The sequence below is a fragment of the Henriciella aquimarina genome (genome assembly GCF_002088975.1).
GTDB classification, from domain to species: Bacteria; Pseudomonadota; Alphaproteobacteria; order Caulobacterales; family Hyphomonadaceae; genus Henriciella; species Henriciella aquimarina.
Genome location: NZ_NCST01000027.1, coordinates 128488 through 140947, shown reverse-complemented (window position 1 = coordinate 140947; position 12460 = coordinate 128488). Strand labels below are relative to the sequence as shown.

The 12460-nt window shown below is 62.9% G+C and carries 14 protein-coding genes; 5 read left to right on the top strand and 9 right to left on the bottom strand.

All coding sequences use genetic code 11. The features are described from left to right. On the top strand, positions 1-308 hold a 308-nt coding region (locus B8784_RS21535), incomplete at its 5' end, for a hypothetical protein (protein ID WP_158085570.1). A gap of 206 nt (positions 309-514) precedes the next feature. Here the strand turns inward: B8784_RS21535 and B8784_RS04390 are convergent. The 4 genes from B8784_RS04390 to cutA are packed head-to-tail and all read right to left on the bottom strand — an operon-like array spanning position 515 to position 3945. Next, entirely contained in the window at positions 515-1783 is a 1269-nt protein-coding gene (locus tag B8784_RS04390; protein ID WP_084396394.1) for a bifunctional folylpolyglutamate synthase/dihydrofolate synthase, read from the bottom strand. Beyond that, positions 1780-2760 carry an acetyl-CoA carboxylase carboxyltransferase subunit beta gene (locus B8784_RS04385; protein WP_084396393.1) on the bottom strand — a complete coding sequence of 327 codons (981 nt, stop codon included), beginning with the start codon at positions 2758-2760 and terminating at the stop codon, positions 1780-1782. The genes B8784_RS04390 and B8784_RS04385 overlap by 4 nt, the downstream gene beginning before the upstream one ends. 34 nt (positions 2761-2794) lie before the next feature. Continuing rightward, positions 2795-3616: a tryptophan synthase subunit alpha gene (trpA, locus tag B8784_RS04380; protein WP_084396392.1), complete on the bottom strand. Its 822-nt coding sequence runs from the start codon at positions 3614-3616 to the stop codon at positions 2795-2797. Beyond that, positions 3616-3945 carry a divalent-cation tolerance protein CutA gene (gene cutA / locus B8784_RS04375; protein WP_084396391.1) on the bottom strand — a complete coding sequence of 110 codons (330 nt, stop codon included), beginning with the start codon at positions 3943-3945 and terminating at the stop codon, positions 3616-3618. The genes trpA and cutA overlap by 1 nt, the downstream gene beginning before the upstream one ends. Positions 3946-4128: 183 nt before the next feature. Between cutA and B8784_RS04370 the strand changes: the two genes are divergently transcribed. Next, positions 4129-5397, top strand: coding sequence for an SAM-dependent methyltransferase (locus tag B8784_RS04370; RefSeq protein ID WP_084396390.1), 1269 nt, complete (start codon positions 4129-4131; stop codon positions 5395-5397). A 6-nt stretch (positions 5398-5403) separates the two neighbouring features. Here B8784_RS04370 and B8784_RS04365 read toward each other — a convergent pair whose 3' ends face one another. From B8784_RS04365 to B8784_RS21530, 5 genes are all read right to left on the bottom strand, one after another. After that, entirely contained in the window at positions 5404-5802 is a 399-nt protein-coding gene (locus B8784_RS04365) for a VOC family protein (RefSeq protein WP_084396389.1), read from the bottom strand. Between the two features lie 3 nt (positions 5803-5805). Then, the gene (gene trpB, locus B8784_RS04360) at positions 5806-7017 is read right to left on the bottom strand and encodes a tryptophan synthase subunit beta (protein ID WP_084396388.1); all 1212 of its coding nucleotides are present in this window, start codon (positions 7015-7017) and stop codon (positions 5806-5808) included. A 12-nt stretch (positions 7018-7029) separates the two neighbouring features. Continuing rightward, entirely contained in the window at positions 7030-7656 is a 627-nt protein-coding gene (locus B8784_RS04355; RefSeq protein WP_084396387.1) for a phosphoribosylanthranilate isomerase, read from the bottom strand. A gap of 77 nt (positions 7657-7733) precedes the next feature. Beyond that, on the bottom strand, positions 7734-8672 hold the full coding sequence (locus B8784_RS04350; protein ID WP_084396386.1) for a homocysteine S-methyltransferase family protein: 939 nt from the start codon (positions 8670-8672) through the stop codon (positions 7734-7736). A 73-nt stretch (positions 8673-8745) separates the two neighbouring features. After that, complete coding sequence (locus tag B8784_RS21530; protein WP_158085569.1) at positions 8746-8901, bottom strand: hypothetical protein; 156 nt, start codon at positions 8899-8901, stop codon at positions 8746-8748. Positions 8902-9180: 279 nt separating this feature from the next. Between B8784_RS21530 and B8784_RS04345 the strand changes: the two genes are divergently transcribed. The 3 genes from B8784_RS04345 to B8784_RS21815 all read left to right on the top strand — a co-directional run bounded on the left by B8784_RS04345 (position 9181) and on the right by B8784_RS21815 (position 12458). Further along, positions 9181-10365, top strand: a complete 1185-nt coding sequence (locus B8784_RS04345) for a CaiB/BaiF CoA transferase family protein (RefSeq protein WP_084396385.1) — start codon at positions 9181-9183, stop codon at positions 10363-10365. Between the two features lie 430 nt (positions 10366-10795). Beyond that, positions 10796-11626 carry a glycine/sarcosine N-methyltransferase gene (locus B8784_RS21820; protein ID WP_169712604.1) on the top strand — a complete coding sequence of 277 codons (831 nt, stop codon included), beginning with the start codon at positions 10796-10798 and terminating at the stop codon, positions 11624-11626. After that, positions 11616-12458 carry a class I SAM-dependent methyltransferase gene (locus tag B8784_RS21815; protein ID WP_169712603.1) on the top strand — a complete coding sequence of 281 codons (843 nt, stop codon included), beginning with the start codon at positions 11616-11618 and terminating at the stop codon, positions 12456-12458. Before B8784_RS21820 ends, B8784_RS21815 begins: the two co-directional genes overlap by 11 nt. The last annotated feature ends 2 nt before the right edge of the window (positions 12459-12460 follow it).

Below are 12460 nucleotides of genomic sequence, written 5' to 3'. Positions count from 1 at the left end.
CACTGCGGACCGATACCGATGCGCTCGACGCGCTCGGCGACCGTCCGCGCAAGGCCGCACCCGGCCCGGTGCGCACCGCCGATTTACTGCACCGTCTGGGTGTACTCCTGAAGCACCTCGACGACCCGGCCCCGCTGGCGGCCCGGATGGCCCGTCATCTCTCGCGATTGCGGCGGTCCGGGGCGCTCAAACCCATCCTCCTGCCAATGGACGGGCTGCACCGCCTTTCCTGGCGCGCCGGCCTCGTCGCCGCCCTCCTGCCGGAGAAGGTCTCGGCCGCTCTGGCAGGCTGGTATGATAGCGGGTGAGGGCTCATCCTGAGCGACGTCGAAGGATGCCGGAGATGCGAGACGCATCTGCGGATAAAGGCATGAGGGTTTTAACAGAGCGCCTCACCACGGCGTGTCCGTGGTGCCCAGCTCCAGAGGGGGCAACGGGATCCGGCGTCCGGAGATGGATCCCACGGATCCTTCGGCTTCGCTCAGGCCCGCGGGAAGGCACCGCCAAAGCCGCCCTAACGCGGCAGCTCTTCGTTCAGCGCCAGCACCTTGCCGGCGAGATAGAGCGAGCCGCAGATGAGGATGCGCTCGGCGCCCGCGGCAACGGCCGCCGCCATGGCGGCCTCGAAGCTCTGATGGGCCTCTGTCCCCGCCCCGCTCTTTCGCGCGGCCTCGGCCAGGGCGTCGGGCGTGAAACTGTTGTCATTGCCCGCAATCGGGCAGGTGAAGACTTTCAGGCCCGGCCGCTTCAGCGCGGCGAAGAAGCCGGCGGCATCCTTGTTGGAGAGCATGGCCGAGACGAGCATGGTGGTCTTGGGCGGCTCTTCGCGGTCGAGCTCGTTCAGCACCTCGCCGAGGGCCCGGGCGGCATGCGGATTGTGCCCGCCATCGAGCCAGACGGGCATATGGTTCGCCATCGCCGTGACGGGGCCCTCGGAAAGCCGCTGCATCCGCGCCGGCCAGGCGGCGGTGGCCGACCCTGAGAGGATCGCCTTGTCGGTAACACCTTGAAGACTGGCGGTTTTCAGGGCTTTCGCGGCAAGCGCGGCATTGGCGAACTGGTGGCGCCCGGAGAGGCCGAGCGGCGGGAAGACTTGGGCAATCTCGGCCTCGGTCACGAAATCGATGCGCGCGCCCACGCGGGCAGCTTCGGCCTCCAGCGCGGCTTTCGCTTCCGCCCCCTGCGGCGCGGAAACCGCCGGGCAGCCGGGCTTCAATATGCCGGCCTTGTCGGTCGCGATCTCGGTGATCGTATCGCCAAGGAAGGCCTGGTGGTCGAGGTCGATCGGGCAGAAGACCGAACAGGCGGCTTCCGTAATGACATTGGAGGCATCATAGCGCCCGCCGAGACCGACCTCGAGGATCAGCAGATCCGCCGGGGTCTCGCTGAAGGCAAGGAAGGCCGCGGCCTGGGCGGCCTCGAAATGGGTGATCTCGCGATGGCCCTGAAGGGCGGTTTCGACCCGCTCCAGGCAGTCGACGAGATAGGCGTCGGAGATGAGCTCCCCGGCCAGCCGGATACGCTCATTGAAGCGGACGAGATGCGGCGATGTCGAGGCATGGACTTTCAGCCCGGCGGCCTCGGCCATCGCCCGGATGAAGGCCACCGTCGAGCCCTTGCCATTCGTCCCGGCGACATGGATCACCGGAGGCAGTTTGAGGTGCGGATTGCCCAGCGTCTCGAGCACGACAAGCAGGCGTCCGAGTTCGAGAGCCCGGTCTGTCGGGTTATACTTCTCGAACCGCTTCAGCGCCGCATCGACGGCGAGCTGGGTGTCGATCAAGCCTTCCGGGCCTTCTTCTTGTCCGGCGCGGGCACATCGGCGGACGGCGCCTTGACCGGGCCGAGATTGGTGCTGTCGGAGGCGCGTTTCGGCAGAAGGTGCTTCAGCACGCGGCCGAGCGTCTCTTTCAGCTCACGCCGGTCGCAGACAATGTCGACCTGGCCCTTCTCGCGCAGGAATTCCGAGCGCTGGAAGCCTTCCGGCAGTTTCTCGCGGATGGTCTGCTCGATCACGCGCGGGCCGGAAAAGGCGATCATCGCGCCGGGCTCGGCAATATGAACGTCGCCGAGCATGGCATAGGAGGCAGACACGCCGCCCGAGGTCGGGTCGGTCAGGACGACGACATAAGGCAGGCCGGCCTCGCGGACCTCGTCAATCGCCAGCGTCGTGCGCGGCATCTGCATGAGAGACAAAGTGCCTTCCTGCATCCGCGCCCCGCCCGAAGCGGTGCAGACGACGAAAGCGGCTTTCCGCGCTACGGCCATCTGGGCAGCGGCGATAAAGGCTTCGCCGGCGGCCATGCCGAGCGAGCCGCCCATGAAGGCGAAATCCTGGACGAGGATGACCGTCGGCTTGCCATTGATCCGGCCAAAGGCGGCCGCCATGCAGTCATCCTGCGCAATCGGCGGAGAACCTTCCGGGCTTTCTTCCTTCTCGCGCGCAGCAATCTTGTGCTTCGCCCCCTTGAGGCGGGACGGATAAGGCTTGTCGTCCTTGAACTTCAGCGGATCCTGGGTGACCGGCGGCAGCGGGATCGGCTCCCAGCGCTCCTCATCGAAGAAGAGCCGGAAGCGGCGGCGCGGCGAAATCCGGAGGTGCGCGCCCGCCGGCGTGACATACCAGCTTTCCTCAAGGTCGGAGCGATAGACGAGTTCGCCGCTCTTCGGGCATTTGACCCAGAGATTATCCGGCGTCTCTTTCTTGGAAGACAGAAAGGTCTTGAGACCCGGCGTGCGGAAATTTGTAAGCCAATTCATTCAGCTGGACTCCCTGATTGGTCCATCCTGTTCATTAAGCTACGCCTTTCAGCGCACCCGACAACTCCCTGGCCAACGCCCCCATTCGCCCGGCTATACTGCCGGTCTCGCCCGACTCAAGAGCCAAGCGCACATGATCCACGAAAGCGGACCCGACGACAACCCCGTCTGATATACGCGCCATGGCGGCCGCCTGTTCCCCTGTGCGCACGCCGAATCCGACGCAAACGGGCAGGCCGGAGACCTTGCGGGCGCGTTCGACCCCTTCTCGGATGTCCTCGGGATCAGCCGATCCTGCCCCGGTCACACCGGCAACAGCGACGTAATAGAGGAAGCCGGAGGCCCCTTCAGCGACCTTTGCGATCCGCTTGTCGGTCGTCGTCGGCGTGGCAAGGCGAATGACGGAAATGCCGTATTTCTGATAGGCATCGCGCAGCTCATGGTCTTCTTCCGGCGGCAGGTCGACCAGGATCGTCCCGTCAATCCCGGCATCCGAGGCCGCATCGGCAAACGCCTCATAGCCCATATGGAAGACCGGATTGGCATAGCCCATCAGGATCAGGGGGGTCTCGTGATCGTCTTCACGGAAGCGTTTTGCGAGCGCGAGAACGTCTTTCAGCGTCGTGCCCGCCTTGAGGCTGCGCTGGCCGGCGCGCTGGATCGCCGGGCCGTCCGCCATCGGATCGGTGAACGGCGCCCCGAGCTCGATGATGTCGGCGCCATTGTCGCGCAGCGCACACAGCGCCTCATAGCTCGTCTCAAGGTCCGGATCGCCGGCCATGATATAGGTCACAAGCGCAGCGCGGTTCTCGGCGCGAACCCTGTCGAACCGGTCGGTAATTCTTTGTGTGGGCATTACTGGGCAGGCGCTTTCGTATTCTCGTCCAGCCAGCTGGCATAAGGGGCAAGGACATGGCTGCATGGCATGGCGACCATGGCCGGGACATCATAGGGATGGACTTCCGTGACGAGCCCTTCGAGCGCGTCCCAGCAGGCGGTCACCGACTTCAGCCACAGCACATGCTCGAAAGCCTGCTCGACCACGCCTTTCCAGAGATAGGTCGAGGAGACCGGCCCCTCAATGTTCGCGCAGGCGGCCAGGCGCTGCTCAACAGAGGCGTCGGCAATCTTCTGGGCGATATCCTTGGAGGGGCAGGTAATGCGAATGAGAAGGGCGTCAGTCATCGAACCGCTTGTGTGTTGCTGGCAATTGCAGGCGTCAGACCCCGATATTGCACAGGGCCGGATTTATCGAAACCCGGATTTGATGGAAACCAAAGTTCAGTTCTGCATTTTACCCACAGATAGGCCTTAGAGCGCCGACAATACATCCGACCGGCGCACCGTCTGATCGAAGGTCGCAGGATCATGAGTATCTGGTCGAAAAGCCTCGAAGCCAAACTGCCGCAACTCATCCGGAAAGGGCGCTTGCGCGTCATCCTGCCCGATGGCCGGTCCATAGAGGCCGGGCCGGACGCGGTCTCGCGCGTGACCGTGCGCCTGCACAGCCAGGCCTGGCTGCGCCGCGTCCTCGTCGATCCGGCCTTGCAGCTGGGCGAGGCCTACATGTTCGGCGGACTGACCGTTGAAGAAGGCGATATGTATGACTTTCTCGACCTCATCTGGAAGAATCTCGACGACTATTCCGCCGCCCGCTGGAGCTTTGGCGAGCGGGTGATGATTGCCGGTCGCCACATGCTGCGCCGGATGAAGCAGTGGAATGACGACCGCAAGGCGCGCAGCAACATCCACCATCACTATGACATCGGCAACGCGCTTTACCGGCTCTTCCTCGATGAGGACATGCAGTATTCCTGCGCCTATTTCCCCGATCCGGCCATCAGCCTCGATGCTGCCCAACAGCTGAAGCGCGAGCATATCACCCGCAAGCTCTGCCTTGAGGAAGATCAGAGCGTGCTCGACATCGGCTGTGGTTGGGGCGGATTGGCCCTGCACATCGCGAGCGAGACCGGCGCCCGGGTCGAGGGCGTCACGCTGGCCGAAGAGCAGCTCCAGCTCGCAAGGGAGCGCGCCGCCAGCGCCGGCCTGCAGAAGCAGGTCGACTTCCGGCTGGAGGATTACCGCCACCTGAACGAGCCTTATGACCGCGTGGTTTCGGTCGGCATGCTGGAACATGTCGGCTCCCCGCAATTCCGCACCTATTTCGAACAGGTTGCCCGGCTGATGAAGAAGGCTGGCGTGGCGCTGATCCATACGATCGGGCGCCCGCACGGGCCAGGCGATACCAACCCCTGGATTGCCAAACGCATCTTCCCGGGCGGCTATATCCCGGCCCTGTCGGAGCTGATGCCGGAGATCGAGCGTGCCGGGCTGACCGTCACCGATATCGAAATCCTGCGCCTGCACTATGCCGAGACGCTGAAGGCCTGGCGCGAGCGTTTTATGGAGAATGCGAAGCGCGCGGAGGTCATGTATGACCGGAATTTCGTGCGCATGTGGGAGTTTTATCTCGCCTGCAGCGAGGTCTCCTTCCGCTATGGCGAGCATGTCGTCTTCCAGATCCAGCTCGCGCACAACCAGCAGGCCGTGCCGCTGACGCGGGATTATCTTTATGACGAGAACACACCTGGCGCCGAGACTCAGGCGAACGCCGACACGGTCAGCCGGTCGGCCTGACCGGCCTCAGTCCGAGACCGCGTCATGGCAGACGATGCAGATCTTGTTGTCGTCGAGGTCCCGGAAATAGGCGCCGTAAAAATTCTCATGATATTGCGGACGCAGGCCGGGCGCTCCTTCATCGGCCGCCCCGCCCTTCATGGCGGCGGCGTAGACTTGGTCGACAATCTCCCGGCTCGGGGCCAGCAGCGCCGTCATCTGGCCATTTCCGAAGGTCGGAGCCTGACCGTCGAACGGGGTCGCCAGGACGAAGAATGGCCGCCCGCCATCCGGCGCCGTCCACATGACGAAGGGGGCAGCCTTCGCCGGATCGCGCAGCGGATTGCCGAGGATCTCCATGATGGGCGTATAGAAAGCCTTGGCCCGGACCTTGTCTTTCGTGCCGATCGTGACGTGGGAATACACCGCCTAGATCTCCATGCCGAGATGCTCGGCCACCGAGAAGACGTCCTTGTCGCCTCGCCCGCAGAGATTCATGATCAGCATCCCGTCCTTGCCGATGGAGTCGCAGACATCGCCGAGCCGCGCGATGGCATGTGCCGGTTCCAACGCCGGAATGATGCCCTCAAGCCGCGTGCAGAGCTGGAAACCGTCGAGGGCTTCCTTGTCTGTGCTGGTGAGGTATTCCGCCCGGCCGGTGTCACGCAGGAAGGCGTGCTCCGGGCCGATGCCGGGATAGTCGAGCCCGGCCGAGATGGAGTGGGCGTCGATGATCTGGCCGTCATCGGTCTGCAGAAGATAGGTCTTGTTGCCATGCAGGATGCCCGGCTGGCCGCCATTCAGGGCAGCCGCGTGCTCGCCGGTCTCGATGCCGTGGCCGGCAGCTTCGACACCGATCAGGCGCACGCCCTCATCCTCGATGAAGGGGTGGAACAGGCCGATTGCATTCGATCCGCCACCAATACAGGCCATGACCGCGTCCGGCAGACGGCCTTCGCGCTCCAGGATCTGGCGGCGGGCTTCCTTGCCGATCACCGACTGGAAGTCACGCACCATCTCCGGATAGGGATGCGGGCCGGCCACAGTGCCGATGACATAGAAAGTGTCGTGGACATTGGTGACCCAGTCACGCAGCGCCTCGTTCATCGCGTCTTTCAGCGTGCCTGTCCCCGAAGAGACCGGCACGATCTCGGCGCCGAGCAGGCGCATCCGGAAGACATTCGGCTTCTGACGCTTCACATCCGTCTCGCCCATGAAGACCGTGCAGGGCAGGCCGAAGCGCGCGCAGGCGGTGGCCGTGGCGACACCGTGCTGGCCGGCGCCGGTCTCGGCGATGATCCGCGTCTTGCCCATGCGCCGGGCCAGCAGGACCTGGCCGAGGCAGTTATTGATCTTGTGCGACCCGGTATGATTGAGCTCGTCGCGCTTGAAGTAGATCTTCGGCCCGCCGAAATGCTCGGTCATCCGCTCTGCATAGTAGAGCGGCGAGGGCCGACCGACATAATGCTCCCAGAAATCGTCCATCTGGGCGGCGAAGGCCGGATCCTTCTTCGCGGCGCGATACTCTTCCTCCAGCTCAAGGATGAGCGGCATCAGCGTTTCGGCGACATAACGTCCGCCAAACTCGCCGAAGCGGCCCTTCTCGTCGGGCCATTGGTCCCATGTGTTGAGCTTATTCATAGCGCATTCCCGTCAGGCGGCTTTTGCAGCAGCAATGAAGCTGCGGATCAAGGTTTCATCCTTTACGCCTCTCTCGCGCTCGACTCCAGAGGAGACATCGACAGCCGCTGCGCCTGTTGCAGAAATGGCGTCGCCGACATTTTCCGGGGTCAGCCCGCCGGAGAGGATCCAGGGCTTGGCCGGCTTCCAGCCGCTCAGCACCGACCAGTCGAAGACATTGCCATGGCCACCCGGCACGCGGCTGCCCTTGGGCGGTTTGGCATCGAGCAGGAATTTGTCGGCCGCCTCGTATTCGTTGAGGGCGCGGAGATCGTCGAAATGGCGAATACCGTGCGCTTTCCAGATTTCGGCGCCGGTGCGTGTCTTCAGCTCGGCCACCCGGGCCGGGCTTTCCTGCCCATGTAGCTGGAGGATGGAGATGCCGGTTTCGAGCACCGCGTCGACCAGCCGGTCATCGGCATTCACCAGAAGCGCGACCGCCGGACAGCAGTCCTTCAGCGGAAGGTCGCAGACCATCTCGGCCGTCACGGCGCGAACCGATTTCTGGAAGAAGACAAAGCCGACCCAATCCGCGCCGGCGTCGCTTGCCACACGCAGCATTGTCTCGTCCCGCAATCCGCAGATCTTTACCTTCGCCATACTGCGCTCGTTGGCGCGCCGGCGCGGTCAAGTCAAGCGCACGGCCCGGCAATCGATCGGCAGGCGTACGCGGTGCTTCAGCACCTCCCCGAGACGCCGAAGTCAAAAGCATGGAGAGGCAGGCCGCCCGCCCCACGCCAGCCGCCGAACACATTGGCCAGTGGCAGCCGCGCCATAAGGGTCTTGTAGTCTTCCGCGAATGCACCCAGCCCCTGTGCCTCGCAGCAGGTCTCACCGTGACCTTTTCGCCGCCGCAGACCCCCGCAGCAAACGCCACCCAGACGGAGCGACCAGGCCCCCGTCTTGAGGACATCCGCGACGTGCGAGGGGTGAAGGCAATTCACCATGAAATAGATCGGCGCCGCACCGGTATGGGCATCGACCTGATCGATGGCCCCTTCGAGGGTCTGACCGCTTGGCAGACGGCCATCTTCCCCGATGGCGAATGAAACGACGGCGGGAATGCGAATGCGCTGCGAGGCCCGTACGAAGCCGACCGCTTCCGGCACATTGGTAAAGGCCATGGCCGTGACCAGGTCCACACCGGCATAGGCCAGCCAGTGGATCTGCTCGGTGTGATAGGCCTCCGCCTCGAAGACCGACGGCCAGTACTCCGTTGCGCACCCGGTGTCACAAGGCCCGACAACACCATTCACGAAAACGGGCATCCACGCACAATCATGATCGTCCCGCAGTCGGCTCGCGAACGCGGCCGCGCGCTCATTGGCTTCCCGCAACACGCTCGGCGATATGGCCTGCACGCCCGCAAGGGCTCTCTGGGCCCGCCAGGTTGGCGTGTCGATGATGAAGCCAGCGCCCAGGCCCGCGGCGTGTTCGAGCTGGGCCGTGAAATGCGCCCTGAGCACGCGCTCCCCTTCGCCAGTCGACAGCAGCGTATGGAAACCAGGTTCAGAGACCTCGAAGCGCTGGGCGAGCATCATGTCGCCCTCCAGACCGCCATCGGTCAGGAAGATGCGGCTCGTATGATGGGGCAGGCAATCAATGGGTCGGGGCATCGCGAATCTACATCCAGGAGCAAGGGGGAAGCGGCGTGCAGAGGCTCCGCACGCCGCTCCGGACAGCAGGCGCCTAAAGGGCCGGCTCGATGGCAGCGATCATGCCCAGTACGGGCGTTGTGAAGATCACCGCGTAAAGCAGCGGAACCGTCAGGTTCAAAGCGTGGGCAAAAAAGGCCGGGGCCGACAGGTGCATGGCATGCCGGGCCGGTTGTGCTGGGAGTTTCATGTCTTTTTCTCTCGTTTGACTGGTTGGAACACCCGCCCACCATGGACGGGTGCGCTGGCCCTGATGCGGAGAGAGATAGCCGCCCATCGTGGTAGCGAGCGTGGAATATGACGTTTAAATGACAGGTCCAGTGCCGTGGAAATGACGAGGGAGCGGCCTGAAACACGAAAGGCCGGCCGGCACCACTGATCGCCCTGCCCCGACGATAGCCACCGGCCGGGCATTTACGAAGCCGCCAGACGCTGCAGAATGGGCCGGCAAGATTTCAGGAGACGTATAATGCCCGCGACCAGCCTGCTTTCAGACATCCGAATTGCCGACATGACGACGGTGATCTTCGGACCCTATTGCACGCAGGCACTGGCGGACATGGGCGCCGACGTCGTGAAGCTGGAGCCGCCAAGGGGCGATGACTTCCGCAATGTCGGAAAGCCGGCGAACAACAAGCGCATGGGCCCGTGTCACCTGACGATTAATCGCGGTAAGCGCTCGGTCGTGTGGGACATGAAATCCGACGAAGGCAAGACCGCCATCCGGAAGCTCATCGAAGCCAGCGACGTCTTCATCCACAATATCCGCCCGGACGCCGTCGCCCGGCTGGGCCTCACCTTCGAGGAGGTGAAGGCGATCAAACCCGATATCGTCTATGTCCACTGCCTCGGCTTCGGCACGCAGGGGCCTTATGCCGGGCGGCCAGCCTATGATGACCTGATCCAGTCGCTCTCCGGGGCGACCAACCTGCTGCCGCAGGTCGACGGAAACGAAGCGCCGCGATTCGTGCCGACCGCCTTTGCCGACAAGGTCTCCGGCCTGCATGCCATGTATGCGACACTCGCCGCCCTGCATCATCGTGACCGCACGGGCGAGGCCGTTCATGTCGAGGTGCCGATGTTCGAGTGCATTGCGAGCTTCCTGCTTGAAGAGCACTTCTACGAGGCCACCTTCGATCCGCCCGTCGGCCCGTATTACTATCAGCGCCAGATCGACCCCTCGCGCCAGCCGGTCCGCACCAAGGATGGCTGGATCACCATCGCGCCCTATGTCGACCATCGCTGGGTGACGCTGTTCAATCTCATCGGGGCGCCGGAAGAGCTCGAGGATGAGCGGATCTCTGACTATAAGGGCCGCTTCTTCAATCACGCCTACATGATGTCGCGCGTGCAGGCGCACTTCGTGAACTTCACCACCCGCGAGCTTCTCAAACTGCTCGGGGACGGCGATATCCCGGCAGCGGTGGTCAATGACATTTCCGACCTGCAGGACGACCCGCACCTGAAGGCGATCAATTTCTTCCAGCGCCGCGACCATCCGAGCGAAGGCGGCTATTGGGAAGTCCAGCCGCCAGTGCGTTTTGTCGGCCAGCCGGAACGGGACATCCAGCCGGCCCCACGTCCGGGCGAGCATACAGAGGCCGTCCTCGCCGAGCTGGGATTGAGCCCGGAAAAGACCCAGGCCGACCGCTGACGCCAGGCGCCCGGATTCGATTGCAGAGGCAACATTTGCTCAAAGTCTGGGCAAAAGTGCTTTGACACGAAAAATTTTTATAGACGCACTGCATACTAGCGAGACACAAGGCCCGTTCCGGTAGCATTCTCGTAACACGCTGTAATAACAGCTCTATTTTTATATCTTCCGAGCGAAAATTCAACAATTCACAACCCTTGCGTGTGCGGCAGCGCAAAAAGATGCCGGATACAGCGGCTAAATACTTTGACCTTTGTACCTATATCTGAGACGTCAGTTGCGCGGCTGAAGCTGCCTGCCCGCGAAGAAAGCGGGCCTTTGACACATCTTGTGAGGCATGCGGCCGGACACTCCGGTTGCCAGGGCGGTTTGTTTGTTTGTGTAGCTGTCCGCCTCACCCCGACAACTTGAATGCGCAGGAGGAGAGACCATGGGATCTGCATCCAGCCCCCAAACTGCTATGGATACCGAACAGGATTACGGCGAGGATCCGCTCGCGGTTCGCGAGACCGATCATTACGTCGAAGAGTATATTGAAGGCTTTGTCGACAAGTGGGACGCCCTGATCGACTGGGATTCCCGCGCGGATGGCGAAGGCCAGTTCTTCGTCGATCTCCTTCGCGGGCGTGGCAAGCACACCGTCCTCGACGTCGCGACGGGCACGGGCTTCCACTCCTGCCGCCTGATGGAAGAAGGCTTTGACGTGACCAGCGTCGATGGCAGCGCGGAAATGCTGGCGAAGGCGTTCGACAACGCCCAGAAGCGCGGCCAGATCCTGAAGACGTGTCAGGCTGACTGGCGCTGGCTCAACAAGGATATCAAGGGCAAGTTCGACGCGATCATCTGCCTCGGCAATTCCTTCACCCACATTCATGACGAGATGGACCGCCGCAAGGCGCTGGCAGAGTTCTATGCCGCGCTGAAGCATGACGGCATCCTCATCCTGGACCAGCGCAATTACGACCTGCTCCTCGGTGAGGACAACACGACCAAGCCGAAGCACAAGTATTATTACTGCGGCAAGGACATCGTGGCCGAGCCGGAATATATCGATGAAGGCCTCGCCCGCTTCCGCTACAGCTTCCCGGACGGCTCGGAATATCACCTGAACATGTTCCCCCTGCGCATGCGCTATGTGCAGAAGCTCCTCAAGGAAGCCGGCTTCGAGAAGATCCACACCTATGGGGACTTCCAGTCGGAGTTCGACGAAAACGAGCCGGACTTCTTCATCCATGTTGCGGAGAAGCGTGATGAAAGCTGAATCGAGAGCTGAAGACGTCGCCGTCGCTGAAGACTATTATGACAGCGACGATGCTGACCGTTTCTATTTCAATATCTGGGGCGGTGAAGACATCCATGTCGGGCTCTACAAGACGCCCGACGAGCCCATTCCGCCGGCCAGCCGCCGCACGGTCGAGACCATGGCAGAGATGATGGGCCCCGCCGGCAAAGGCGGCAGCATCATCGACCTTGGCGCCGGCTATGGCGGTTCGGCACGTTACCTCGTGACCGAAGGCGGCGCGAAGAAAGTGGTCTGCGTCAACATTTCCGAGACCCAGAACCGCATCAATCGCGAGAAGAACAAGGCCGCTGGTCTCGATGACAAGATCGAGGTCCTGCACGGCTCGTTCGACGATGTGCCGGCCAAGGATGAGAGCTTCGATGTGGTCTGGAGCCAGGACAGCTTCCTGCACGGCGCCGACCGTGAGCAGATCATCAAGGAATGCGAACGCGTCCTGAAGCCGGGTGGCCGCGTGATCTTCACCGACATCCTGCAGACCCCGGATGCCCCGGCCGACAAGCTGCAGCCGGTCTATGACCGCATTCACCTGTCCAGCCTCGGCTCGATCGATTTCTACGACCAGGCCGCCGAGAAGGCCGGTCTTGTGCCGGGACCGAAAAAGGAACTCGCCGAAATGCTGCCGCGCCACTATGGCCGCGTGCGCGAGGAACTCATGGCCCGGCGCGAGGAACTCAAGGGAATTGTCTCCGACGAGTATGCCGACCGCATGATCGCAGGCCTCGGCGCCTGGGTCGATGGCGGCAATTCGGGATGGCTTTCCTGGGGTATCCTGACCTACGACAAGCCCTGAGG

Excerpts from the sequence above, each read along its gene's own strand:
- B8784_RS04385 (WP_084396393.1), bottom strand. The coding sequence starts at position 2,760 with ATGAATTGGCTTACAAATTTCCGCACGCCGGGTCTCAAGACCTTTCTG.
- trpA (WP_084396392.1), bottom strand. The coding sequence starts at position 3,616 with ATGCCCACACAAAGAATTACCGACCGGTTCGACAGGGTTCGCGCCGAG.
- cutA (WP_084396391.1), bottom strand. The coding sequence starts at position 3,945 with ATGACTGACGCCCTTCTCATTCGCATTACCTGCCCCTCCAAGGATATC.
- B8784_RS04370 (WP_084396390.1), top strand. The coding sequence starts at position 4,129 with ATGAGTATCTGGTCGAAAAGCCTCGAAGCCAAACTGCCGCAACTCATC.
- trpB (WP_084396388.1), bottom strand. The coding sequence starts at position 7,017 with ATGAATAAGCTCAACACATGGGACCAATGGCCCGACGAGAAGGGCCGC.
- B8784_RS04355 (WP_084396387.1), bottom strand. The coding sequence starts at position 7,656 with ATGGCGAAGGTAAAGATCTGCGGATTGCGGGACGAGACAATGCTGCGT.
- B8784_RS04350 (WP_084396386.1), bottom strand. The coding sequence starts at position 8,672 with ATGCCCCGACCCATTGATTGCCTGCCCCATCATACGAGCCGCATCTTC.
- B8784_RS21530 (WP_158085569.1), bottom strand. The coding sequence starts at position 8,901 with ATGAAACTCCCAGCACAACCGGCCCGGCATGCCATGCACCTGTCGGCC.
- B8784_RS04345 (WP_084396385.1), top strand. The coding sequence starts at position 9,181 with ATGCCCGCGACCAGCCTGCTTTCAGACATCCGAATTGCCGACATGACG.
- B8784_RS21820 (WP_169712604.1), top strand. The coding sequence starts at position 10,796 with ATGGGATCTGCATCCAGCCCCCAAACTGCTATGGATACCGAACAGGAT.
- B8784_RS21815 (WP_169712603.1), top strand. The coding sequence starts at position 11,616 with ATGAAAGCTGAATCGAGAGCTGAAGACGTCGCCGTCGCTGAAGACTAT.